The following is a 22,831-nucleotide window of genomic DNA, read 5'->3' as shown; positions in this document are numbered from 1 at the left end:
CTGTCTATATCGTTTTGGTGTTGTATCTATAATTCTCTTATTTGGCTGGAAAACATAGAGAAAAATATATTTATCCGGTAGCGAATCGATTGCCTGTCCCCTTTTCAGCATACCCAAAATGGGCTTAGTGTCCCATATCGATTATATCTGGCCGTAACCGGTATGCGGAACACCGTATATGAGGGCGGGACCGGTCGGAGACACCTGAAACGGATGCGGAGCCTGCAGGTCATGATATCGCAGCAGAATATGAGTCGGCATTATGATGTCGTCATTGCAGGAGCCGGTATTATCGGGCTTTCGACGGCTCTGTTCCTGAGGGAGCGGGGGCTTTCGGTTGCAGTCTTCGATAAGGGAGAGGTGGCTTACGAACAGTCCGGTCGGAACTGGGGCTGGATGCGCACCATCGGACAGGACATGGCGGAACTGGAACTGGCTCTGGCCAGCCGGCCACTCTGGCGCCAGTGGGCGGCGGAAGGGGATTTTGGTTTCCGGCAGTGCGGGCTTGTCTCTCTGGCTGGTGACGAGGCGGAATGGGCCGGACTGAAGAACTGGCTGAAACACGCGGCTGGTCGCGGGCTGGATACCCGGGAGTTGGAAAGCGCTGATACGGCGACTCTTCTGCCACAGTTTCAGAGGCATTGGGCGGGAGCCCTGTTTGCGCCGGGTGATGCCGGAATCGAGCCTGATCAGGCCATGCGTTTTCTTGAGAAGAAGGTTCTGGATGCCGGCGTCGTCATGGTGCCCGGCAATGCAATCCGGCGCATCGATATTTCCGGTGACAGAGCCTGTGCGGTTGAGACTGAGACCGGACGCGTTACGGCGGACAAAATCGTGATTGCGGCGGGAGCGTGGTCGCGGTGGCTGTGCAAGACAGTCGGGATTGTCATTCCGCAGCTCCGGGTGACCGCGTCGGTTCTCCGTACAACGCCAGTCGAGGGCGGGCCCAATGTCAACGTGGCATCGACGCGGTACTGTCTGAGACCGCGGCGGGATGGTGGTTACACGGTGGCGCGACGCAATTCGTCGCTGACCTGTGTGACACCCGATTCAGTGCGGTTCATGCGTCAGTATCTCCCGAATTATCTGAAGCAGAAACAACTTCTCCGGGTTCGGGCCGGGACGAGCTTTTTCAGAGAGCTGCAGCTTGAGCGACGGTTCGGTCCGGAGAAATCTAACCCGTTTGAGGATTTCCGGGCTTGCGATCCGGTGCCAGATATCGAAACGCTGAAGGAGACGTTTGAATATCTTAAGGAAGATTCACCTGTTTTTCGTTCCTCGCGGATTGCATCTTCCTGGGCGGGAACGATTGATGTCATGCCTGATGCGCTGCCGGTCCTCTCTCCTGTCGCACGGTATCAGGGTCTGTTTCTCGCGACGGGGTTTTCGGCGCACGGCTTCGGAATCGGACCGGCTGCCGGCAGGCTGATGGCGGATATCGTCATGGGCGAGGCGACGGCGGCATCCGCAGCGCCGTTCCGGCTGGAACGTTTTCATCTGAACGATGACTGAGGATTTCACAGGGTTCAATCTTCCGGAAGCAATCCTGTGCGCATTTTCTGATTGGTGCTTGTTATGGCCTCGTGAGGAAGGTTCCATAACTTCGATGCGAACGAATGCCACAGTGCATGCTTCTTTGGTGACGGCATTGTGGCATGACATTGCCACAGCTTTTTCTGAGGTTAGTCTGTGACGTATGTGAATAAGGCAATGACTGGTATCATGACAAAGACAGACCTGCCCGAAACGGCGGAGGATGGTGCGGTAAAGCGGCATTATACCGGAGAGGAACTCTATCTCATTCTTCGCCAGGATCTGATCAATGACAGAACGCCGGGAGGAGCTGTCCTCCAGGAAAATGAGATTGCCGCGCGATACGGAGTGAGCCGAACGCCGGTCCGTGAGGCCCTGCAAAGACTGCATCAGGACAATCTGATCGGACGAAAAGGCCGGTTTTATACGGTTGTGCAACCCCCGCTGGAACGTATTCGCGAGTTGTATGAATTCCGGGAGGCGATCGAGGCGAGCACGGTTGTCCTGTGCTGCCGCCGGGCAAGCGATGAGATGCTACGGCAGATTTGCTCTATTATCGATGAGCAGCAGAAGGCGGCTGATCAGAAGCGTTTCTACGACTACGAGCGCCTGGATGCGCTGTTTCACGTGGCTATTGCGAATGGAGGCGATAACCGGCTTCTGACGCATCAGCTTGAGGTCAGTTACGATCAGATCTGGTTTTCCAAAGTGGGTAATCTGGTCTCACTTCAGGAATACTCGGTCGACGGCACGATCGCTGAGCACAGGCGTATTGCCGATGCGCTTGTCCGGCGCAAAGAGGATGTGGTGAAGGCAGAGATGATCAGCCATCTGCGTGCGGCAATCGATGTGAGCGAGCGTTCCGCGGGATTGCGCGCAAGACGGAAGAAGAAAGAGCGGGAATAGCCGCCAGATACTCATACGTTACAAGGCTGCTATGTACGACGGTCCGGCCGCTCCCGTTTCCGGAACACGATCTGAAGACCGCTACCATGAAACCGGGCTATATCCATCAGCGAAAACGGTAAATCACAATCCGCATAGTCATTTCCCACTGATCGGGTAAAATCTAAGTAAAGAAGATGTATTAATGATACCGTGTGAAAATATATTTTATGTGTTTAGTTTTGTATTGAGTTAATGATATTCTATTATCGAAATAATTCATCTTCTTAATCTGGCGCATGATTTTTTTTATTATTAAAAGGTAATTTTCCACAAAGATACGCACCAAACACATGAGGGGCAGTTGCGTTGCGTATTCGAACTATAATCCCATATCTGTCATTCACAGGTTTCCTGATATCCTCAGCCCATGCCGCCGAAAGCCGCCGCCCCGTCAGCACATGCGGTGCCCGTTCTTCACGCATTGCCTCACGCGCGTCAGGCAGGTACCGAAGAGGTCGAGCAGGTCATCGTAACCGGCACCCGTGATCCGTCATAGACGGCACAAAAGAGCGCAAGCCCGATTACCATTATCGGGGGGGATCAGCCGCGCATCACCGGGATGACGGATATTCGCGAAGCCCTCGTGCAGCTTTCTCCGTCCATCAGCCGCCAGGTCAATGGCTCCGATCAGGGTTCCATCGTGGATTCACTCAGTCTGCGCGGCCTCAATGCTGATCAGACCCTGGTGCTCATCAATGGCAAGAGACGACACACAACCGCCGCTGTCACCGTCGATCCGGGGTCCCAGCAAGGTACAACGCCGGTCGATCTGGACATGTTACCCCTGTCCGCGATCGGTCATATTGAAATTCTGCAGGCCGGCGCCGCAGCCCAGTACGGTTCCGACGCCATTGCCGGCGTAATCAATATTATTCTCAAATCCACCAATCATGGTCTCCACCTGCAATCGACAAATGGCGGCTACTACGCCGGTGACGGCTTCACCACCGGTGAAAACTTCAATGCTGGCTTTAATCTGAACAACAAGGGGTTTTTTAACCTGAGTGCGGAATACAAACACCAGGACCGCACGCAGCGCACCGGCATAGATCCGCGCACTGGCCAGAATAATGACCTCGCGACGGGCCAGCCACAGGTGACCCGGGAAACGATCGCCAGAAATTTCGGCTATCATGTCACTGATCAGATCGAGACTTATGCATTCGGCACATTTACCCATCGGGATGCCGAGCGCTGGGCCTATTTGCGCGCACCGAGTGCCACGGCCGTGGACGGACTGTCGGCCGTCTACCCCAATGGTTTCGAACCCGTGGAGACCATGCCCGAAAACGACTACGGTATAATTGCCGGCGTGCGCGGCAAGAAACTGGCCGGCTTGGACTGGGATCTCAGTTCAACCATAGGCGGCGACCACGACAATCTCAGCGATTATAACTCCGCCAACGCAGGCGAATACGCCGCCACCGGCTTATACCCCGACGCGCTTTTACCTGGGCACGTACGCCAACCAGCAATGGACCAACAACCTCGATATCCGCCGCCCCGTCGACATCCCGGTTTTCTACAGACCACTGAACATCGCATTTGGCGCGGAGTACCGACGCGAAACTTACTCGATTCATCAGGGAGAAGAGGATTCTTACAGCTACGGGAGCGGCGCCCAGGGCTATCAGGGCCTGACCCCGGCTGATCGCGTCAATGCCTCCAGACACGTTGCCGCAGGCTATGTCGATTTTTCGACGCAGTTTTTACGGGGATGGCAGTTCGATCTGGCCGGACGTATAGAACATTATTCCGATGTCGGCTTCGGCAAAACCGGAAAAATATCGACACGATATGATATCAATAAATATATAGGATTTCTTGGCACCGCCAGCACGGGCTTCCGCGCCCCGACGCTGGCAGAGGAAAACTTCTCGGCCGTCATCGTCAGCCCGAACTACGCAAACGGTCAGGTGGTCGCCAATTCCGCCGCTGCCCGCGCCTTAGGATCAACCGGATTGCGTCCCGAAACATCTACGAATTTCAGCGCGGGTATGATCCTTAACCCGATCCCTCGCTGCATATCAACGTGGATGCCTACACGATTCAGATCAAGCATCGCATAGTTGACGGCGGCGTGTACAATGGCCAGGCAGCTATCAACGCCTACGCGTCAGAAGGTATCGATACAAGCGGTTTCGCATCCGATCCCAGCGCAGTCAGCGCACAGTATTTTACAAATGGCGTCACCACACGCACAACAGGTCTGGACATCACGGCGCGCTATACAATGGATTTCGGAAATATTGGTAAATTCATCTGGGACGCCGCAGTCAATTTCAATCATACGAATGTCAGCAATATCGCAAAAGACGGGAATGGGAATACCATTCTTGATGCGCAGCAGATCAACTATATCTCCACAGAAAATCCGTCCAATAAACTCATCTTTGGCGGCACGTGGCACCGGGGAAAATGGGATGTGACTGTGCATGAGATCCGCTACGGTCATACGATTTCAGATCTGACCTACGTGCCTGGTCCAAATGCATTTTCGAACTCTGTCTTCTATGAGCAGGTCAACAAGCCGCGCTTCGTGACCAATCTCGAAGTTGGTTGCCAGGTCCTGCCTCAGCTGCATCTGGCTCTCGGTGGCAATAATATAGGCAATGCTTACCCGAGCCGCGTGCCGGTCGATACATCCGACTATAATAACAACAAATACGATACGAGCAGCCAGCAGCTTTCAGAAGAAGGAGGCTTTTACTACTTTCGAGCCGATTTGCAGCTGTAAAAATCCGCCCGGAAAATCATAAATGCGTCAGCCGGGCGAATAACCTTTGCCCGGTTATCCCTAATACAAGGTCGGCAATATCCGGGAGCCCAACAGTTCTCCACGGTGTTGCCCGCATTCCGCTGTTCTGCGTCGATGGAATGTCCGGTCACCGCTGTTCGCTGGCCCTTAACCTGAGGATCATGATGCCGCCCCTCCATATCTTTCTGCATCGGCGGAAGATACAGAATAATCAGCGACCATTACTCATCGCCGATATCAGGCGAACATCCATTTTCTTCGCTGTGTATGACAGAAAGCTGTAATGCAGAACGAAATTGATATCCATTTTTTATGTCGGTGGAATCCGGAGGTTTTTCCGCAGATTGCGGCTGGCATATGTCGCCTGAGTCAGGCCACGTCGTTGCAGCTCAGGAATCGCAAGTTCGAAAAAATCTATGATTCTGTCAAGGGAAGACGTAAACATGATATTGAATCCATCCGATGCGCCGGTTCGGTACCATTCCTCCATTTCATCCACGACAGACGCCGGCGTGCCGACGAGAAGACGATGTCCGCCGCGTGTAAACGTCCGCAGAACGTCATTGACTGTCGGTCGCGTTTCCCGGATCCACTCTACGATCAGGGACTGACGGCTCTTGTGGCTGTTCGTTTCCGCAACGGCATCCAGTTCAATGGGCCTGTCTTCCGGCCACAGAGAAAAATCTGTTCCAAGACTGGAATAGGATGAGATCGCCCGCAGCACTTCAGGCTTGTCGAGATAGTTCTGATAGCGCTCGAATTTCTCTCGCGCTTCGGTTTCCGTGCATCCGATGATTGGCGCCAGGCCAGGCAGAATCCGGATGTGCCTGTCATCCCGCCCATAACGCGCGGCCCGGTCGAGAATGTCATCACGGAAGTCGCGACCGGCACTGATACTGTATTCGGCGGTATAAATAACCTCACCGACACGGGCGGCCAGTTCCTTGCCCGCCCCCGAGGCCCCCGCTTGCGCGAGAACCGGAGGATGCTGAACGGGCGGTGGCGCGTTCAGCGGCCCGGTGACCCGGAAGAAACGTCCTTTGTGGTTCAGCGGATGCACATGTGCCGGGTCAAGCCAGATACCACTTTCTTTGTCGCGAATGAATGCGTCAGGTTCAATACTCTTCCATAATCCTCTGACAACATCAACAAACTCATGAGCACGCTCATAGCGTAGCGCATGATCGACATGGGACGGAAGGTTGAAGTTTTCACCGCCGCCGGTGGCCGTGACGACATTCCATCCGGCCCGCCCGCCACTCAGCCGGTCGAGCGAAGCCACGCGGCGGGCAATATTGTAGGGTTCATTAAACGTCGTCGATGCCGTGCCGATCAGGCCGATATGGGAGGAGGTTACGGCCAGCGCGGCCAGCAGGGTGAACGTATCCCAGCGCGACAGGGCCGGCGTGCGGGCAACGGCGGAAGGGTCCGTACAGGCAGAACGTTGTCATACAGAAAAATCGCGTCGAACCGGCCTTTTTCAAGGAGCGAGACGTAATCGCGATAGCGGCTGAACTCCAGGTCGGCATCTGTGTCTTCGCCCGGTACGCGCCAGGCATCGCCATTCGTCGCGGAACCGGTGAGATAGGTCCCCAGCACAAAGGGAACCCGCTCGCTGCGCGATATTGTCATTGCGAAAGATCCTCAGAATGTCACGGATGAATCAACCACGTTGCCGGCATCCAGCGTGGCCGGGATCATCTTCGTTTCGGTCATGAAGCTGGAAACGAATTGCTGTTTTTGTATGATGGCCGGATCAATCGGCGTAACGGTAGCTTTCATGGTCCGGACAACTTCGCGCGCCACGGGGAGTGAAAGACCGGTTTCTTTCCCCCAGGCCGTCGCGTAATCCTCTTCGTGGGTCAGCATCCACTGGTGTCCGTCGCGCAGGAGTCGGGTATAGGCGATGATGTCGTCGCGTCGCGTGCGAAGCTCGGCTGTCGTCGCCACGACATAGCTCAGACCACTCATCAGATGCCCGCCATTGACGATTTCCCTGGCGCCGTCATTGATTTTAGCTTCGGCGATGTAGGGCCCCCAGGTCGCCCACGCGTCGACGCTGCCAGTCTGTAGGGCCATTCTTGCAGCGGCAGGCGGAATGAAGACAAAACGGACATCGTCGTCGCGCAGGCCGGCCTCACGCAGAGCGGCAAGCATCAGATAATGTCCGGTCTGGCTTTTCAGCGTCGCGACGGACCGTCCTTTCAGATCCTTCACGCTGCGTATGGGGCTGTCTTTACGCACAATGACCGCCGTCATCGTCCCATCCGTTTGAATAGCCGCGACAGCTTTGATCGGGCTTGCTCCGGCCTGAGCGAAAACAAGAGGCGCATCGCCGATCACGCCGACATCCACCGCATCGGCCGTCAGCGCCTGAATCAGCATGGGGGCGCCGGCGAACAGACTCCATTGCAACGGAACCACGATGCCGGTCGTGAGGCCCGACGCCGCGCGGACGGAATGCCTCGGGAGAAAATATGCGCCGGAGGCCGAGAGTAAACCGGCAAGTAAAACACGGCGACTGATGGGCATGACGGTTCTCTGCTGTAAATACACAGGATAGCTTCAACAGGTAAACTGCCGGACGATAAAGGAAGTAATTTTAAAGTCTGAAATTGATATATTTCAGAGTTCGGGTTGGCCGCCGCCCTGTCAATCAGCATGCAATATTAACCCCAGACAGCTAAGGACTGGTGCACATCTGGAGGCAGGCTCAGTTACGGTTTTTGAATCGCCAGCTTTCGTCGCCTGTTTCGATGATGTCGCAGTTGTGGGGTAGGTGATTGAGCAGTGCCGTGGTCATCTTGGCGTCCGTGAATACGCTGGCCCATTCACCAAAGAACAGGTTTGTAGTGACGATGACTGAGGTCTGCTCGTATAGACGGCTGCCCTTGCGGCCCGGCTGTCAGTCTCAAGCCGGTTGACCGGATCGACTACGCTGAAGAACTGGCAGCGCCGTACAGCTCCGGCCAACGGTCGCGGGCAGATGGGTTTTTCCGGTCCCCGTGCTCCAACGAGAACGACATTATGCTTGACGTCGAGGAGTTCGTCCCTGCCAGGCTCATTCCTTGAGCCAGAAGATGAAGCTTGCAGCGATGTGGATTGCGGCCATGAAGGTATGAGCGCAGCGGTCATATCTGATTGCCACCCGTCGCCAGTCTTTCAGCTTTGCGAACATGTTTTCGATATGGTGGCGCTTCTTATACAGATGCCGGTTGTAAGCCAGCTTTGATTTCCGGTTTTTCTTCGGTGGAATACAGGCTGTGATATTCTGTTCCGCGAGAGACAGTTTGGTTTTGTTACTGTCATATCTCCGGCCGCCGGTCATTTCCTCCGTTTATTCCGGCAGATCCGCCAGCAGAACATCGGCTTTTTTGAAATCACCGACCTGACCTGCGGTCAGATAAAGGCGAACAGGTCGCCCCTGGCCATCGCAAACAGCATGAAGCTTTGAATTCAGGCCACCTTTTGTCCGTCCGATATGGCGGAGAAAAGCCTCTTTTTAAGCAGGGACGCTGCCGTCCTGTACGCTTTAAGATGGATCGCATCAATCATCAGTCGCTTCGACCGGCCTGCCTGTTCTGTCAGGGCGGCAAAGATCCGGTCAAAGACGCCCAGGCGGCTCCAGCAGATAAAGCGATTGAATAAGGTCTTGTGCGGGCCATACGCCTTCGGTGCGTCTTTCCACTGAAGCCGGTTGCGGAGCACGTAAACAATCCCGCTCAGAACACGACGGTCATCCACCCGCGGAACTCCATGCGCCAGAAGAAAATTAGGGCTTAATCAATCCCATCTGGCGCTCAGGCAGTAAAGCCACGTCACTCAGTTCAATAAATTAACAGCGCCTGAGCCTGAGGCGGATCGTTAGTTAAGGAGCATCGATAGCGGCCTTGTACTTCCGCTCATTTTGTGATGTTTTTCTCCCTGTTTTCAGGGGAATATGCAGATGCGGCAGTATGGTCTGAATGGCAGCCAGTGGGAGCGGATAAAGGGCCTTCTCCCGGGTCGCGCTGGGCATGTCGGGAGGACGTCCGCCGATAACCCTCTGTTTGTCGAACCCGTTCTGTATCGTTATCGCGCCGGCAACCCCTGGGCACCCTTTCACCCCGGTTCGGGGACTGGAAGAATGTTCACAGACGGCTGCACCACTGGTGCGAAAGTGGCATGATCGAACGGATTTTCCGGCATCTGGCTGCTGATCACGACAACGAATACATGATGATCGACAGCACAATCGTCCGTGCTCACCAGACATAGCGTGGTGCTCGTAAAGAGGCATAATCCAAACCTCTCCTGAATCCTCATAAGCCTGAGCCTGACCTGCCTGGAACACTCTACAGCTGGAAACGATGCAGAAAGGCACTCCTCCCCAACAAACCGACCTGCGGACTTGACAGAACAGACCCTGACCGGCTTCCTCCGACCCCACTTAAAATGCTGCGCAAAACCCGCCCCGGCGGACCGCAGTGGTCACACACAACGAACCGGCAGGACCAGATCATGCATCCGTATCGCACCCATAGCTGCGCCGCCCTCCGCGCCGGAGACGCCGGAAAAACCGTGCGCCTCTCCGGATGGGTGCATAGCAAACGTGATCACGGCGGCCTCCTGTTCATCGACCTCCGGGACAACACCGGTCTCACCCAGATCGTGATCCCGGCTGGCTCTCCCGTGATGGAAACCGCCGAACACATACGCGTCGAAAGTGTTGTCACCATCACAGGTGAGGTTGTCCTGCGCGAAGAAACCACGCGGAACCCCAACCTTCCGACCGGCGATATCGAAGTCCAGGCAAAGGAATTCGTCGTCCAGTCCGCCGCCGCCGTCCTCCCGCTCCAGGTCGCTGGCAGCGAGAACTACCCTGAGGACCTGCGCCTCAAATACCGCTATATCGACCTGCGTCGCGAAAAAGTCCGCCGCAACATGATGCTCCGCGCTGAAGTCATCGCCAGCCTTCGCAAGCGGATGATCGAACAGGGCTTCACCGAGTTCCAGACCCCGATCCTCACCGCATCCTCGCCGGAAGGTGCCCGTGACTTCCTTGTCCCGGCTCGCATGCACCCCGGCAAATTCTATGCTCTTCCACAGGCTCCGCAGCAGTTCAAACAACTCGCGATGGTCGCCGGCTTCGACCGTTACTTCCAGATCGCGCCCTGCTTCCGCGACGAAGCTGCTCGCGCCGACCGTAGCCCCGGCGAATTCTACCAGCTCGATTTCGAAATGGCCTTCGTCACTCAGGATGAAGTCTTCGCCACGCTCGAACCCGTCATGGAGGGCATTTTCCGCGAATTCGGCAATGACCGTACCGTCAGCCAGGCCCCCTTCGAGCGTATTCCCTACGCCGAATCAATGGCCATCTACGGCTCCGATAAGCCCGACCTCCGCAACCCGCTGAAGATCAGCAACGTCACCGAAGCCTTCGCCGGCTCCGGCTTCGGCCTCTTCGCTAAAATCGCAGCCGATGGCGGCGAAATCCGCGCCATCCCGGCACCGGGAGCCGGTGATCGCCCCCGCGCCTTCTTCGACAAACTCAACAACTGGGCCCGCGAAAGCGGCGCAGGCGGCCTCGGCTATATCATCTTTGAGCAGGACGGCGGCAAAGGCCCGATCGCCAAAAATCTGGAAGCCGACCGCGTCGAAGCCATCCGCAGGAAAACCGGGCTTAAAGCCGGAGACGCCGTCTTCTTCGCGGCAGGGAAGGGTGATGAAGTCGTGAAATTCTCAGGCCTCGTCCGCACTCGTATCGGCACCGAATTGAACCTCATCGAAGAGAATGCTTTCCGCTTCTGCTGGATTGTCGATTTCCCGATGTACGAGATGAACGAAGAGACGAAGCAGATCGACTTCTCACACAATCCGTTCTCCATGCCGCAGGGAGGGCTCGAAGCCCTCAACACCCAGGACCCGCTGACCATCAAGGCCTGGCAGTACGACATCGTCTGCAACGGTATCGAACTCTCATCCGGTGCCATCCGGAACCACCTCCCGGATCTGATGATCCGTGCCTTCGAGATCGCCGGCTACCCGGAGAGCGAAGTCGAAGCCCGTTTCGGTGGCATGCTCAACGCCTTCCGCTATGGCGCTCCGCCGCATGGTGGCTCCGCTCCAGGCGTGGACCGTATTGTCATGCTGCTCGCCGACGAGCCAAATATTCGCGAGGTCATTCTCTTCCCCCTCAACCAGCAGGGCGAAGATCTCATGATGGGCGCCCCGGCTCCGGTCGAATCTGCTCGTCTGAAAGAGCTTTCCATCGCGCTTGATCTGCCGAAGCCAAAGCCAGGCGCAAAGACCGAGCCGAAAGCCTGATCTGTCCGGAAACGATATTGGCGGGGCTCAGCCCCGTCTCCCTCACAGGAGGCAAGGCCTCCTGCTCACATCAGATTAAAAGCCTGATTTTGCAAAAAACTCTCCAAGAATACCGAAAGATCAGGGATCATTCATCGAATGACTACAGAGACGATATTCGGGAAACCTGATCGCTGTCCATATCCGCTTTAGGGGCAGTGGATGTCTCAGCGAGGGTTCTGATTAAGATAGAACTCAACCGGCACGGTGAGTGTGATCGGGTCGCCCGCGATGCTGTCAGGAGGAGCCGGCAATGGTTCAGCACGGTGGACCAGCATCATTGTTTCCTGATCCAGCAGACTATGACCCGAACTGGTCTCGATACTGGCTGAAATTACATGACCTTTGCGATTCATCGAAAAATGCAGGAACGCCGTCCCTTCCTGTCGGGCAGACTGAGCTTCCTCCGGATAACGCTTATATTTTTCCAGTCGCGCCAGCAAAGTACCCTGCCAGCTTACTTGGTCAGAAGATGTCGGCGACGAGGATGAGCCTGGCGTCGGAGCCGCCTGAACCGGCGCAGGTAGCGCTTCCGCGGACGGCGGTGCCGTTGTCGCCTCGGCTGCCGGAGTTTGGGGCGACACCCGCTTCTGCAGTTGTACCGACGGCCTGGACTTCTTCTTCAGGATTTTCTGCTTTTCTGCCTGTGGCACCGGAACAGGAGGGTTTGGCGCAGGGGAGAGCGGGGCCGTAATCTTTGGTGGCGGATCCGGCACAGGGTCAGACTGTGAGAGTGTCTGCTGCGGACCTGGTGCTACATCGGTCGGTGGCATGAGGGCCGACACGGGTTCGGGCGCCATGTCAATGGCAATGGCGGCAGGCACAGGCTCAGGTAAAGCTGCAACTACGGGATGCAGACATATAATAAACCATAAAGTCCCTCCTGACAGCGCAAGAACAGACAGAAAAGAATTGCCCCACAGAAGGATATCACGTTTCTGCGCTGCCCGCAGATTTGCAGCGTGCCAGTCGCGGAAACAAACGATTTTTCTCTCATGTTCCGCCACGATGTTTTCGGACGCAGCCGGGACGCCGACCTGATCGGACACGCGGGTTGTCACGGGGGAGAGTTCTCCTCGTTCTGGCCCTGGAGATTGACCAGTGCCACTTTGAGGTAACCCGCTGTGCGCAGCTTATCCATCACGCTCATCAGAGTGCCATAATCCACAGTTTTGTCGGCTCGAAGAAATATCCGCTCGTTCCTGTTTCCCTTCGTCGCCGTCAAAAGACTGGTAGTGAGCGTGTCACCGGAAATATTGCTTTCGCCGAGCGCCAGCCCGTGATCCGCTTTAACAGTGAGGAATACCGGATCATCCGGACGTGGTGCGGGCTTTTCGCTTGAGGAAGGGAGGTCTACCGGAACATTTACAGTCGTCAGCGGTGCTGTAACCATGAAGATCACCAGCAGAACCAGCATGACGTCGATAAATGGTGTGACATTAATTTCATGAGCTTCATGTATGGCGTCATCAGTATGACGGATACGGATCATGGCGCCTTACTCCCCGGCCAGGCGTGATCCGAACCGCACGACACTTCCTCTGGCCGGGATTACGCGCATACGGCTCAGGTCGCGCGAAACCAGCCTCATGACCAGCGCCGTCAGATCCGCTACCTGCGCCCGACAGGACGCACACTGACGAGCCAGATGATTGTAAATCACCACAGCCGGAATAGCGGCCACCAGTCCCAGCGCCGTTGCCAGCAACGCCTCGGCAATGCCCGGCGCCACCACGGCAAGACTGGTGGCCTTGCTGGCTGCAATGCCGGTAAAAGATGTCATAATGCCCCATACGGTGCCGAACAGCCCTACGAAAGGAGAGGTTGCGCCAATCGTGGCCAGCAGACCGGTGCCGCGCATCAGTCGCCGCCCTTCAGCAGCCTCCAGACGCTCCAGATGCAGAACAATTCGTTCCTTAAGTCCCTCATTGTCATCAGGGATATCCTGGGAACGTCTGCATTCAGTTTCTGCCGCCATGATCAGCGTATGGGCGATCCCGTTGTCGCGAGTCCATTCTTCTCCAAAATTCAGCGTGTCAGCTTCTTCCAGAGCGTTCTCTGCCTTCTTCAGTTTCAGCCGGACACTGGCCAGTTCAACTGATTTGGCAATAAAAATCGTCCAGGTCAGTATCGTTGCTGTCGCCAGAAGGATCATCACGCACCGGACAACCGGACCGGCAGAAAAAAACATCTCCCACGGAGAAAAAGACTGATCAGTCATGGGCGGCCTCCGGGTAATGACGGATCGACGCGGCTGGCACGACCAGGCCACCATCCAGTCACAATGAAAGAAATGAAAATTACAGTTTGGGACAGCATCAGTCGTAAGACGCGTTGACCCGGCAGAACAAATGGCAGACCGGAAATCGCCAGTTTTCCGGTTCGTGCAACCGGCATGGCACCACATGTCCACAACATATAATCCGCCGGCCAGAGCTCCCGCGCCTTTTGCGCAGTCATGGGCACGCTGGTGTCGGACCTATCCGGAGGCAGTGCCTTACGAAGGGAAACGCTGTCCTTCGCGAGAACATCAGATATCTGTTCTGAAACAGTATAGGCAGGTTGACCCTGCACACGATTTGCATGACCAGAGTACAAGCCTGACTCGACAATTTTTGAATCCCAAACCAGTGGCATGGAAACATGCGATGTCACAGGGCACATCCACTCGACGTAATATCATACGCTATGCATATGATAATTATTCGCATTTGTAAAATATATAAACCTCCCACAGGCCGCCGTGTGGCCACTCTTGATTCAAGCCTTGCTGCCCGGGTGGCTCGCCATCCGCCCGCCGTTCTGGTGCTCATGTCGAGGCCACCAGATCACCGTCGAAAACCGATTCTGAACCGGTTCGCCACTGAACGGGCCAGGCCGTCCGCTGCCTTGGCTTCACGAATGTGCACCCGAAGATCATCACTCAATGTCCGGGCCGTCACCATTTCATCAATGAAAACGGTGAATCGCAATCCACGCCACGCTCCACCCGCACGATTCATTGTTTAGTGGACGCATCCAGGTGAAGCCTTCGAAGTATCAGCGGGCACGAGATGAGATAAATCAGGCCGTCTCGCATCAGGCGTTTCGTGGACAAAAGCGGCAGCCGGAGCGAAAGGGTTTTATGTCGTCGGCAAAAGCTCAGGAAGTCGCGGCATATCCGCAGCTTCTATCTGAAGTTCCTGTTCCTGGAAATCGAGTTGCCGGCTGACTGTGCGCTCCGTCACATCATTGATTACCCTGTCAGACAGCAGGCCGCTGAGAACCTGACGCTGAAGCCGCAGAATACGCAGTCGCAGAGCAATTTCCTCACGCTTTTGCCTGACGCTCGTGGCCCGCTTTCCTTCCGGATCAGCCGTCTTCGTATCAAGCCGGCGCATCCGATCGCTATATTCGCTCATCAGCAGGGTAACTGCATCTGTTCTGCGCGCGGCATCCGGTTGTCTTCGCAACTGCTCTGCCTGCAATACCGCGATAGCCGACCGGGTGAGAGCGATCCGCGTCTCCGTCAATTCTTGCTGCGCTGGTGTTTCCCCCTCATTTTGCGGCAGCAATCGTAACACGCGCGGGAGGCCGAATGCTGCGCTGAGCAATGAAGTAATAATCACCCCGGTTGCCAGGACAACGAGAACTGTTCGTCCCGGGAGTTCTTCCTCCGGAGGTAATGAAATAATCGCCGCCAGCGTTACCGCACCGCGCGTTCCCGCCAGAGTCATTACCAGGATTCCGCGCCATGAGGGCATCACTTCCGGGCGATGTCGTAACCTGCCTGTCAGGCACTGAAGCCCGCCCGTTATCGTGATCCAGAAAGCCCGGATCACACTGAGCGCTACCTGCACGCCCAGTATCATCAACGGCAGAACCCACGGAGAAAACCCCTCCGCCCGCACGACCTGATTGGCTTCTCCGACAAGTCGGGGCAACTGAAGGCCAAGCACGACAAATACCAGCCCGTTAAACGTCGAGCCGACCATGTCCTACAGCATTGTGGCTTTTATCCGTGTCTCGATCTGCGTATCGCTCATCACGCCACTCAGCCGCACGGTCATGCCGCCCGCCACTGCCGCAAGAATGCCCGAACAGTTAATTTCCTCAGCCGTGAGGCAGATCACATAAGGTAGCATAAGCGAAAGCAGGATGTGGCTCGGCGGATCGTCGTAACCCCGCCGGACAACATGCTCCCGACCGAAACGGCATCCGTGGGTGAAAGCGCCGAGGCCAGTGCAATCGCTGCGGCCAGAGGAATTGCCAGCATGACCCGGTGAATGAAATAGCCTCCGACTACCGCGCTGAAAACCACCAGCCCCAGTGCCAGCGAAAGAATGATCCCGCGTAGTTCCCCCGCCTCACGCATGGGAATCCGATAAGCGTCGAGAAACAGGAGTGGCGGAATCAGCAGTAACAGAAACAGTTCAGAAGAAAGCGGCAGATTGAAGCCGGCAAGACTGGCCATGCTCCCCGCCGCAATTTGCAGAAGAGGCAGGGGAATTGCCAGTGGGAGCAGTCGGGCCACAGCACCGGTCAGGCCGGTCACGAGAAGCAGAGTGATAGCTGTCAGCGTTGGGATCATGCACTTCTCGCAAAGCAATACCGGCACTCTGTGCCCGGTGCGGATCGGTTTTTCCATCCCTCTGTCAGGAAAATTACTTCAGGTTGACGGGGCGTGTCTTTGGGAAAAGGGGCCGGTGCGAAAGTTCGGGCCGTGCTTTCATTTTGCTCATGCCATTGACCCGGCCCGATTGCGTTCCCATTATTTTCAGAAGCATACCGTAAAACCTGGTGCTCCTGCATTTGTGGGGACCAGGTTGGTTACAGACAGGACGGGCTTGTCAGACTCGCCTTTGAAAGGGAGTTGTGACAAGGCGCCGATAATGAATTCGCGGCTGGACCGCGCAGAAGACTGGAGCTGAGTGATGGCGCTGGGAAAAGCGGCTGATTTTCTTGAGCCGCGCCTGAATGCACTGATAGCGGATGCCGAAAAGAATGGTATTGCCGCTGACGTGGCTGTCGCCGTGCTGACAGATCTGCTCGATACAGAAAATTTTGGTATAAAAATACCGGCAGAAGGAGGGGGTGAGTGAGCGCGGCCGATCCATATCAGACGTTGGGAGTGGCGCGAACCGCAAGCCAGGATGATATCCGTAAGGCTTACCGGTCGCTGGCTAAAAAATATCATCCGGATCTGAACCCGGGTGATAAAGAGGCCGAGGAAAAGTTCAAGGCTGTCAGCCGGGCAAACGATCTTCTCTCTGACGAGGCCCAGCGCGGGCGCTATGACCGCGGTGAAATCGATGCTGCGGGGCAGGAGCGTGCTCCGCCAGGTTACGGCGCAAACGGCGGGTATCGTGATTTTGCCGAAGGGGCGCATGGCTCTCGTTACGGCGGAGGTGCTGGCGCGGAAGGGTTTTCGCAGGATGACCTTGGCGATATCTTCGGCAATATGTTCGGTAATCGCGGAGGTGGTTTTAATCGTCGTCCCGCCGGACCTGAACGCGGTCCGGATCGCTCCTATTCGCTGACGGTCAGTTTTATTGATTCCGTGCTTGGGACAACGTCCCGTGTCTCTTTGCCTGACGGATCGACGCTGGACGTCAAAATTCCGCCAGGCATTGAGGACGGCCAGGTGTTGCGTTTGCGTGGTAAGGGCGGGGAGGGAAGCCGTGGTGGCGCCACCGGCGATGCGCTGATCACAATCACAATCACTCCGGATGTCCGGTACACCCGTGAAGGACGTGATCTGCGTGAGCGTCTTCCTGTAGACGTCCGTACAGCCGTGCTCGGAGGACCGATTACAGTGCCGACGCCATCCGGTTCCGTCCGCATGAATGTTCCGGCCGGTTCGGACACAGGGGCGGTCCTGCGTCTTCGGGGACGCGGTGTAAAGGAACACGGTAAACATCCCGCCGGGAATCTCTATGTGACTCTCGAAGTTCATATTGGTAAGGTTGATGATAAATTCAGGGAGTTCCTGAAAAATATTGCGCCCGCACCCGACCTCGCGGAGGCAACAGACGGAGAGAGTAAATGATCACGATTGAGACTCTCTCTGTTCGCCTCGGCGGGACAAGTGTGGTGGAAATCGAGAACTGGATCAGGCTAGACTGGCTTCGTGCGGACGGTGTTCCCGGGCATTACCTGTTTCAGGATATGGATGAGGCGAGAGCCCGTCTGATTATCGAACTGCGCGATGAACTCGGGGTGGAAGAAGACGCGCTTCCGCTCGTTCTGTCGCTTCTTGACCAGTTGTATGCGGCACGACGCCAGATGCGTCTGCTTGCATCAGCGCTTACCGGGGACGGAAAAGCTGCTGCCGCAGAAACTGCCGGTGAGATCAGATCCGTTCTTCAGGACATCGTGCGCGAGCATTCAGGTGGAAGCAAAAACTGAACAGAAACAGAGTTTTATAAGTATTTTTAACCTATGTGGTCACGAGGATGATAATCGACTTCCTGGTGCCGGGCTGTTAAATGGTGCGCGATATGAGAGGCGCTCCTATGAATAATCTTCACACGCCGTGACCGGCGACACCAGTTTTCCGGCGGAAGTTACGGCCGTTCAGGAAATTCCAGGCGTAGCTACGGTGCTGGATGCCGTGTGCAGAACGACCGGCGTGTCTTTTGCAGCTATTGCGCACGTTACGGAATCCCGCTGGATCGCCTGCGCAGTAGAAGACCATGCCGATTTCGGTATCATCCCGGGTAGCCGGCTGCCAATTGAACAGACGCTCTGCCGGGATGTTCGCGATGCGTGTGCTCCTGTCGTTATTGATAACGTCATTGCGGCTTCTGGTGGATATCAGCATCAGATCCTGGGAAGTTTTGGTGTGCGCAGCTATATTTCTGTCCCGATCACACTTCCTGACGGACAGTTTTTTGGCACTTTATGTGGTTTCAGTCGGGAATATTGTGAGGTTGGTTCAAAGAAGACACGTGAGATATTTCGCCTTTTTGCCGAACTGATCGGCTACAATCTGCAATCGCTGGGGCGCCTTCACCAGAGTGAGGCTGCACTGGAGGACGAACAGGAGCTGGGGTCGCATCGGGAAAAATTTATTGCAGTCCTCATCCATGAACTTCGTAATCCGCTTACGGCTATCGTATCGGGTCTGAGACTGCTTGAACGTCGTCCCGAACGTCTGGCTGAACTCGTCCCGCAAATTCGTCGTGTCGCGGCACGAATGGACAACCTGATCCACACAACTCTGGATTTCACTGAAATCAGATTTGGCTCGGGGCTCATTCTCGATCGGAAAACAGCAGACAGCCCTTGCGATGCGTTAAATCAGATTATTGAGGAAATCCGGACTGCCTTTCCGGAAGCCGATATTCGGTCTGAACTGGAGTGCGGCGCCCAGGTGTCATGCGATATCGTTCGGCTTTCGCAGGTTCTCGCAAATCTTCTTCAAAACGCAGTGACCTACGGCACGCCCGGTGCACCTATCATTGTGCAGACTGTGAGTCGTGCATCTGAATTTGAACTGTCTGTCACCAATGAAGGCGAGCCGATCGCACCGGAAACTATTCGCGGGATGTTCAGGCCCTTCAGGCGGGGACATGCTGACGACAAACAGCGAGGCCTTGGCCTCGGTCTGTATATCGCGTCTGAAATAGCCCATGCGCATGGCGGCACACTTCGGGTGGAAACAACCGGAAGACTGACCCGGTTTATCTTCTGTATGCCCGCGCACCCACCTGTCGGCAAAGTTGACGGTGCGTTGCCGGATTAAATTAATCCAAGTCTGTCCCGTTTTCCTCTGTGCGTGAGAATTTAATTACGCAAAAAGGCATTCACCTCTTTTGACAGCTATTCCGGGCGGCGGGATGGCCATCGCAGCGTTGGTTCTGTGCGCATTGCATTGTCACGTTCTCCGGCAGCAGGCCCCTTGCGATCACTCTCGGAAGACGGAGACTCATGCCAGGGCATGCGGCGTCCGGGACCGTCGTGGTTCCCGTCCGGTTTTTTTTCATTGATCCGCACCGGAGGGGCATGACGCGAAGCACGAAGCTCGGGAAGAATATTTTTCTCGGGCTGATACGCGTCAGACACACGCGGCGCGGAAGAAAACCCATATGTTACTCGTGCTGCGGTCCCTTCGGCAGCCGAACGTGGAGCCTCGCCGACAGGTGAATTTTCATCCGGCTCGTTCCTGTGAGCGGGCCTCGTCTCCGATGTGGCCTCCGTCTTCCCTCCGGAAGGCGGAAAAAAGGTTCCCGATTCGGCGTTTAAACCCGGACTCGCGATGGCCTGATCAGATTTTGCCGACTGAAAGCGCGGTTCAGCCGATGTTTGCTCCTTTTTTGCAGGCGGCACCCATTCTTCCTGTGCCGCTGCAAAGGGCTCCCGCTGCTCCGCAGGCTCAGGGCTTGCTGAGGCCAGGCGAGCCGTGATCACGCGCAGATCAGCACGTACATCCGCGAGTTGTAATTCAATTTCAGATAACCGTCCTTTAAGGCCGAATACCGCAAACGGCATGAGCAGAAAGCACACGCCAAACAGGGCGGTGGCTACGATGAGCAGCAGTTGTGCCCAGAGAGGAAGCCATTCAGGAAGCACAGGTGACATTGTCAGACGAACGCTCCACAGGGACGCCCTGTATCCAGAAGCGTCGGATACCAGACAATGCAGTCATCGCGCAGTCAGGGGAACCGCGCCATAACCGATCATATCAAACAGTCGCACCCTGACATTACATGCCCAGCGCACGCCGGTAGATGTCCAGCAGAGTTTCCTGCTCTTCAACTTCAGCCGGTTCCTGCTTGCGCAGCCGGATAATCTGCCGGATGACCTTCACGTCGAAACCAGCGGACTTTGCCTCAGAAAAAATATCCTTGATATCGCCAGCCAGCGCCTTTCGCTCCTCTTCAAGGCGTTCAACGCGCTCAATAATGCTCCGGAGGCGGTCTGCTGCGATGCCTCCGACCGCGGCGTCATCGCCATCTGACATCACGTCGGTATCCATTTCGCGGCTCTCCTCGTGCGGACGATCCCTGCTTCGGGATCAGATCGAAGCGGGGGATTATCCCGTTGAAGGCATCTGGGTCAATTGAGGAATGACGAGGGCCGCATATTACGGAACTCTGGTGCGTTGGTTTCGTTTTCGCGTCTGACCGTAAATGCGCAGGCGCTATTGCCGCGTGTGACCCCGATATGCGAGGCGTGACAGCACACCTGCAAGGTGCGTCTGACGGCAAGGTATTTGTCACCTGAAAGGAAATCGCGGATGGCTGAAAATGCCGGAAAAGCAGGAACTGCGTGGGCTGAGACCGACACCGGACCGAACGAATCACATCAGGCCTCGTTCGATTTTGTCATTGTCGGCGCCACGGGCGACCTGACAATGCGGAAATTGCTTCCGGCATTTTTCGAGCGTTTCCGCATGGGCCAGATTGCTGACGACACAAAAATTATCGGGGTCGCGCGGTCAGACCTGTCTGTGGAGGTTTACAGAGAACGGGCCAGGAGTGCCCTGAGCGAGTTCTCGGCTTCTTTTGCTAGCGATAATAAGGATGCTGAAAAGTTCCTGGAGCTTGTTCATTATGTCTCTCTGGACGCCAGCGATACTTCTGCGGAATGGAGACCTCTGGAAACGCTGCTTTCGGTAAATCCGCAGCGCGTAAGGGTTTTCTATGTGGCAACCGCTCCGAAGCTTTATGTCGCGACCGCCGATGCCATAGCCGACCACGGCCTGATTACTGCAACGACGCGGATCGTTCTTGAAAAACCGATTGGTACGGATTTTGTATCCGCCAGGGCGATCAATGACGGCGTAGGCCGGCATTTTGCGGAAGAACAGATATTTCGCATCGATCATTATATCGGCAAACAGACAGTGCAGAATATTCTGGCGCTCCGCTTTGCCAATCCGATCCTGGAACGCGTCTGGAACGCTGACTCTATCGCCCATGTCCAGATTACCGCCACTGAAACTGTAGGCGTCGGTAAGCGCGGACCTTATTACGACACAGCCGGTGCTTTGCGCGATATGGTGCAAAATCATCTTTTGCAGGTGCTGAGCCTCGTTGCGATGGAGCCTCCCACAGCGCTTTCCGCTATGGATCTGCGGGATGAAAAGCTTAAGATTCTGCGTGCGCTGAAACCAATGGACAAAGTCAGTATCGCTTCTGACACCGTGCGTGCCCAGTACGTGGCGGGCATGGTCGACGGAAAGCGTGTTGATGGATACCTGGAAGATCTGGGCTCTGATGCAAGCAATACGGAGACTTTCCTCGCTATCCGTGCGGAGATACGGACAACCCGCTGGGCGGGTGTGCCGTTCTATTTGCGCACGGGTAAGCGGATGGCTCATAAGGAATCGGAAGTCGTCATTGAATTTCGTCCGCAGCCTTGGGCAATTTTTAAAGACACTCCGGAACCAAACCGCCTTGTGCTTCGGATCCAGCCGGACGAAGGAGTGTCATTGTCGCTGTCAAGCAAAGACCCTCTTGCTGAAGGTTTCCGCCTCCGGGATGTCAATCTTGACGTGTCCTATATAAAAACATTCGGCACCCGTTATCCGGATTCCTATGAGGATCTGCTGATGGCGGTTGTCCGGGGCGATCAGGTGCTGTTTATCCGGCGAGATGAGGTTCAGGCTTCCTGGCGCTGGATCGAACCTGTTCTCGATGGCTGGGCTGAAAATGTGCGTCCGATGGAAACATATCCCGCCGGAAGCCGGGGACCGGCCTCGGCTGACGAACTGCTCCGGGACGACGGTTTTGTATGGAAGGAAAAAACCTGATGGCAGCCCCAGATATGCCGGGCGACACAAGCGGGCCGCGCCGTTTCACCAGCGGTCCGTTTAAAGGCCGGACTCTGCGTCAGCACATCATGAGGCGGCTGATTCTCGTCCTGCCCCTCACTGTGCTTATGATCATTCTGGCAAAGTCGGGTCTCATGGACAGGCTCGTCGACCAGTACACGTTCAAGCCCACAAGCTGGTTTGATGACACCGCGCTCGTGCAGCATCTGAGGATGACCGTCACTCGAAATGGCATGACCGGAGACCGGCCCGATTGTCTGCTGTTCGTCGTCAATGGCAATTCGCCTCCGACCGCCACCATGATCGACGTAATGGAAAAACATTCGGGAACGTGTCCGAAACCGGATCTGTCCCTGCCGAAACTGTTCACTCTTCGGGTCGATCGCCCGGCGCAGCGGGTCGAGACGGATCAGGGCACGTCAGGTACATTCCATCCCATCCCCTGACCCCCGGCGCTTTTGCCCTTGCGGGACAAGGGATGGAACGCT

At 55.9% G+C, this 22,831-nt stretch carries 21 protein-coding genes and 5 pseudogenes; 14 read left to right on the top strand and 12 right to left on the bottom strand.

Annotation, left to right across the window (positions count from 1 at the left end):
• The first annotated feature begins 249 nt into the window (after positions 1–249).
• The 6 genes and pseudogenes from GOB90_RS10805 to GOB90_RS19205 all read left to right on the top strand — a co-directional run bounded on the left by GOB90_RS10805 (position 250) and on the right by GOB90_RS19205 (position 5,218).
• Complete coding sequence (locus GOB90_RS10805) at positions 250–1,512, top strand: NAD(P)/FAD-dependent oxidoreductase (protein WP_242011948.1); 1,263 nt, start codon at positions 250–252, stop codon at positions 1,510–1,512.
• Positions 1,513–1,722: 210 nt separating this feature from the next.
• Entirely contained in the window at positions 1,723–2,439 is a 717-nt protein-coding gene (locus GOB90_RS10800; RefSeq protein WP_242011947.1) for a GntR family transcriptional regulator, read from the top strand.
• Between the two features lie 409 nt (positions 2,440–2,848).
• Entirely contained in the window at positions 2,849–2,977 is a 129-nt protein-coding gene (locus GOB90_RS19515; protein WP_260175958.1) for a hypothetical protein, read from the top strand.
• Positions 2,978–2,992: 15 nt separating this feature from the next.
• A pseudogene (locus GOB90_RS19215) lies at positions 2,993–3,331 on the top strand (TonB-dependent receptor plug domain-containing protein); the annotation flags it as partial.
• Between the two features lie 529 nt (positions 3,332–3,860).
• Positions 3,861–4,550: a TonB-dependent receptor domain-containing protein gene (locus tag GOB90_RS19210; RefSeq protein ID WP_306309438.1), complete on the top strand. Its 690-nt coding sequence runs from the start codon at positions 3,861–3,863 to the stop codon at positions 4,548–4,550.
• Complete coding sequence (locus GOB90_RS19205; protein WP_242011946.1) at positions 4,514–5,218, top strand: hypothetical protein; 705 nt, start codon at positions 4,514–4,516, stop codon at positions 5,216–5,218. The genes GOB90_RS19210 and GOB90_RS19205 overlap by 37 nt, the downstream gene beginning before the upstream one ends.
• Before the next feature lie 331 nt (positions 5,219–5,549).
• Here the strand turns inward: GOB90_RS19205 and GOB90_RS10790 are convergent, their stop codons facing one another.
• The 5 genes and pseudogenes from GOB90_RS10790 to GOB90_RS10775 all read right to left on the bottom strand — a co-directional run.
• Entirely contained in the window at positions 5,550–6,602 is a 1,053-nt protein-coding gene (locus tag GOB90_RS10790; RefSeq protein WP_242011955.1) for an NtaA/DmoA family FMN-dependent monooxygenase, read from the bottom strand.
• Complete coding sequence (locus GOB90_RS19200) at positions 6,593–6,871, bottom strand: hypothetical protein (RefSeq protein ID WP_242011945.1); 279 nt, start codon at positions 6,869–6,871, stop codon at positions 6,593–6,595. Before GOB90_RS19200 ends, GOB90_RS10790 begins: the two co-directional genes overlap by 10 nt.
• 12 nt (positions 6,872–6,883) lie before the next feature.
• Entirely contained in the window at positions 6,884–7,771 is an 888-nt protein-coding gene (locus GOB90_RS10785; RefSeq protein ID WP_146887650.1) for an aliphatic sulfonate ABC transporter substrate-binding protein, read from the bottom strand.
• A 181-nt stretch (positions 7,772–7,952) separates the two neighbouring features.
• Positions 7,953–8,287, bottom strand: a pseudogene (locus GOB90_RS19790) (ATP-binding protein); the annotation flags it as partial.
• 13 nt (positions 8,288–8,300) lie between these two features.
• Positions 8,301–9,032: pseudogene (locus tag GOB90_RS10775) on the bottom strand (IS5 family transposase); the annotation flags it as partial.
• Between the two features lie 153 nt (positions 9,033–9,185).
• Here GOB90_RS10775 and GOB90_RS19195 point away from each other — a divergent pair.
• Together GOB90_RS19195 and aspS are read left to right on the top strand one after the other, a co-directional pair.
• A pseudogene (locus GOB90_RS19195) lies at positions 9,186–9,490 on the top strand (transposase); the annotation flags it as partial.
• Between the two features lie 249 nt (positions 9,491–9,739).
• Positions 9,740–11,545 (top strand): aspartate--tRNA ligase, encoded by a 1,806-nt coding sequence (gene aspS, locus GOB90_RS10770; RefSeq protein ID WP_146887644.1) that lies wholly within the window; start codon positions 9,740–9,742, stop codon positions 11,543–11,545.
• 206 nt (positions 11,546–11,751) lie between these two features.
• Here the strand turns inward: aspS and GOB90_RS10765 are convergent, their stop codons facing one another.
• The 5 genes and pseudogenes from GOB90_RS10765 to GOB90_RS19190 all read right to left on the bottom strand — a co-directional run bounded on the left by GOB90_RS10765 (position 11,752) and on the right by GOB90_RS19190 (position 16,211).
• Positions 11,752–12,594, bottom strand: a complete 843-nt coding sequence (locus tag GOB90_RS10765; RefSeq protein ID WP_146887676.1) for an energy transducer TonB family protein — start codon at positions 12,592–12,594, stop codon at positions 11,752–11,754.
• Positions 12,595–12,641: 47 nt separating this feature from the next.
• Positions 12,642–13,076 (bottom strand): TonB system transport protein ExbD, encoded by a 435-nt coding sequence (gene exbD, locus GOB90_RS10760; protein ID WP_146887642.1) that lies wholly within the window; start codon positions 13,074–13,076, stop codon positions 12,642–12,644.
• Positions 13,077–13,082: 6 nt separating this feature from the next.
• Positions 13,083–13,805: a tonB-system energizer ExbB gene (gene exbB, locus GOB90_RS10755; protein ID WP_146887640.1), complete on the bottom strand. Its 723-nt coding sequence runs from the start codon at positions 13,803–13,805 to the stop codon at positions 13,083–13,085.
• Positions 13,806–14,706: 901 nt separating this feature from the next.
• Positions 14,707–15,708, bottom strand: a pseudogene (locus GOB90_RS10750) (cation:proton antiporter domain-containing protein).
• Positions 15,693–16,211: a cation:proton antiporter domain-containing protein gene (locus GOB90_RS19190; protein ID WP_338077514.1), complete on the bottom strand. Its 519-nt coding sequence runs from the start codon at positions 16,209–16,211 to the stop codon at positions 15,693–15,695. The pseudogene GOB90_RS10750 and the gene GOB90_RS19190 overlap by 16 nt, the downstream one beginning before the upstream one ends.
• Positions 16,212–16,497: 286 nt before the next feature.
• Between GOB90_RS19190 and GOB90_RS10745 the strand changes: the two genes are divergently transcribed.
• From GOB90_RS10745 to GOB90_RS10730, 4 genes are all read left to right on the top strand, one after another.
• Positions 16,498–16,665 (top strand): hypothetical protein, encoded by a 168-nt coding sequence (locus GOB90_RS10745; RefSeq protein ID WP_173572046.1) that lies wholly within the window; start codon positions 16,498–16,500, stop codon positions 16,663–16,665.
• Positions 16,662–17,612 (top strand): DnaJ C-terminal domain-containing protein, encoded by a 951-nt coding sequence (locus tag GOB90_RS10740; protein ID WP_146887638.1) that lies wholly within the window; start codon positions 16,662–16,664, stop codon positions 17,610–17,612. Before GOB90_RS10745 ends, GOB90_RS10740 begins: the two co-directional genes overlap by 4 nt.
• On the top strand, positions 17,609–17,971 hold the full coding sequence (locus tag GOB90_RS10735) for a hypothetical protein (protein WP_146887636.1): 363 nt from the start codon (positions 17,609–17,611) through the stop codon (positions 17,969–17,971). The genes GOB90_RS10740 and GOB90_RS10735 overlap by 4 nt, the downstream gene beginning before the upstream one ends.
• A 127-nt stretch (positions 17,972–18,098) precedes the next feature.
• Positions 18,099–19,310: a sensor histidine kinase gene (locus GOB90_RS10730; protein WP_146887634.1), complete on the top strand. Its 1,212-nt coding sequence runs from the start codon at positions 18,099–18,101 to the stop codon at positions 19,308–19,310.
• A gap of 77 nt (positions 19,311–19,387) precedes the next feature.
• On the opposite strand, the gene GOB90_RS10725 is transcribed toward GOB90_RS10730, so the two are convergent.
• Complete coding sequence (locus GOB90_RS10725) at positions 19,388–20,146, bottom strand: hypothetical protein (RefSeq protein ID WP_146887632.1); 759 nt, start codon at positions 20,144–20,146, stop codon at positions 19,388–19,390.
• Between the two features lie 124 nt (positions 20,147–20,270).
• Complete coding sequence (locus tag GOB90_RS10720; protein ID WP_146887630.1) at positions 20,271–20,543, bottom strand: DUF2312 domain-containing protein; 273 nt, start codon at positions 20,541–20,543, stop codon at positions 20,271–20,273.
• A gap of 261 nt (positions 20,544–20,804) precedes the next feature.
• On the opposite strand from GOB90_RS10720, the gene zwf reads away from it, so the two are divergent.
• Together zwf and GOB90_RS10710 are read left to right on the top strand one after the other, a co-directional pair.
• Positions 20,805–22,322 (top strand): glucose-6-phosphate dehydrogenase, encoded by a 1,518-nt coding sequence (gene zwf / locus GOB90_RS10715; RefSeq protein ID WP_146887628.1) that lies wholly within the window; start codon positions 20,805–20,807, stop codon positions 22,320–22,322.
• The gene (locus GOB90_RS10710; RefSeq protein WP_242011944.1) at positions 22,322–22,789 is read left to right on the top strand and encodes a hypothetical protein; all 468 of its coding nucleotides are present in this window, start codon (positions 22,322–22,324) and stop codon (positions 22,787–22,789) included. Before zwf ends, GOB90_RS10710 begins: the two co-directional genes overlap by 1 nt.
• Positions 22,790–22,831 lie beyond the last annotated feature (42 nt).

Origin of the sequence: Acetobacter oeni (genome assembly GCF_011516825.1) — a bacterium.
GTDB classification, from domain to species: Bacteria; Pseudomonadota; Alphaproteobacteria; order Acetobacterales; family Acetobacteraceae; genus Acetobacter; species Acetobacter oeni.
The sequence above is the reverse complement of the archived record's forward strand: the minus strand, read 5'-3'. Positions and strand labels throughout refer to the sequence as shown.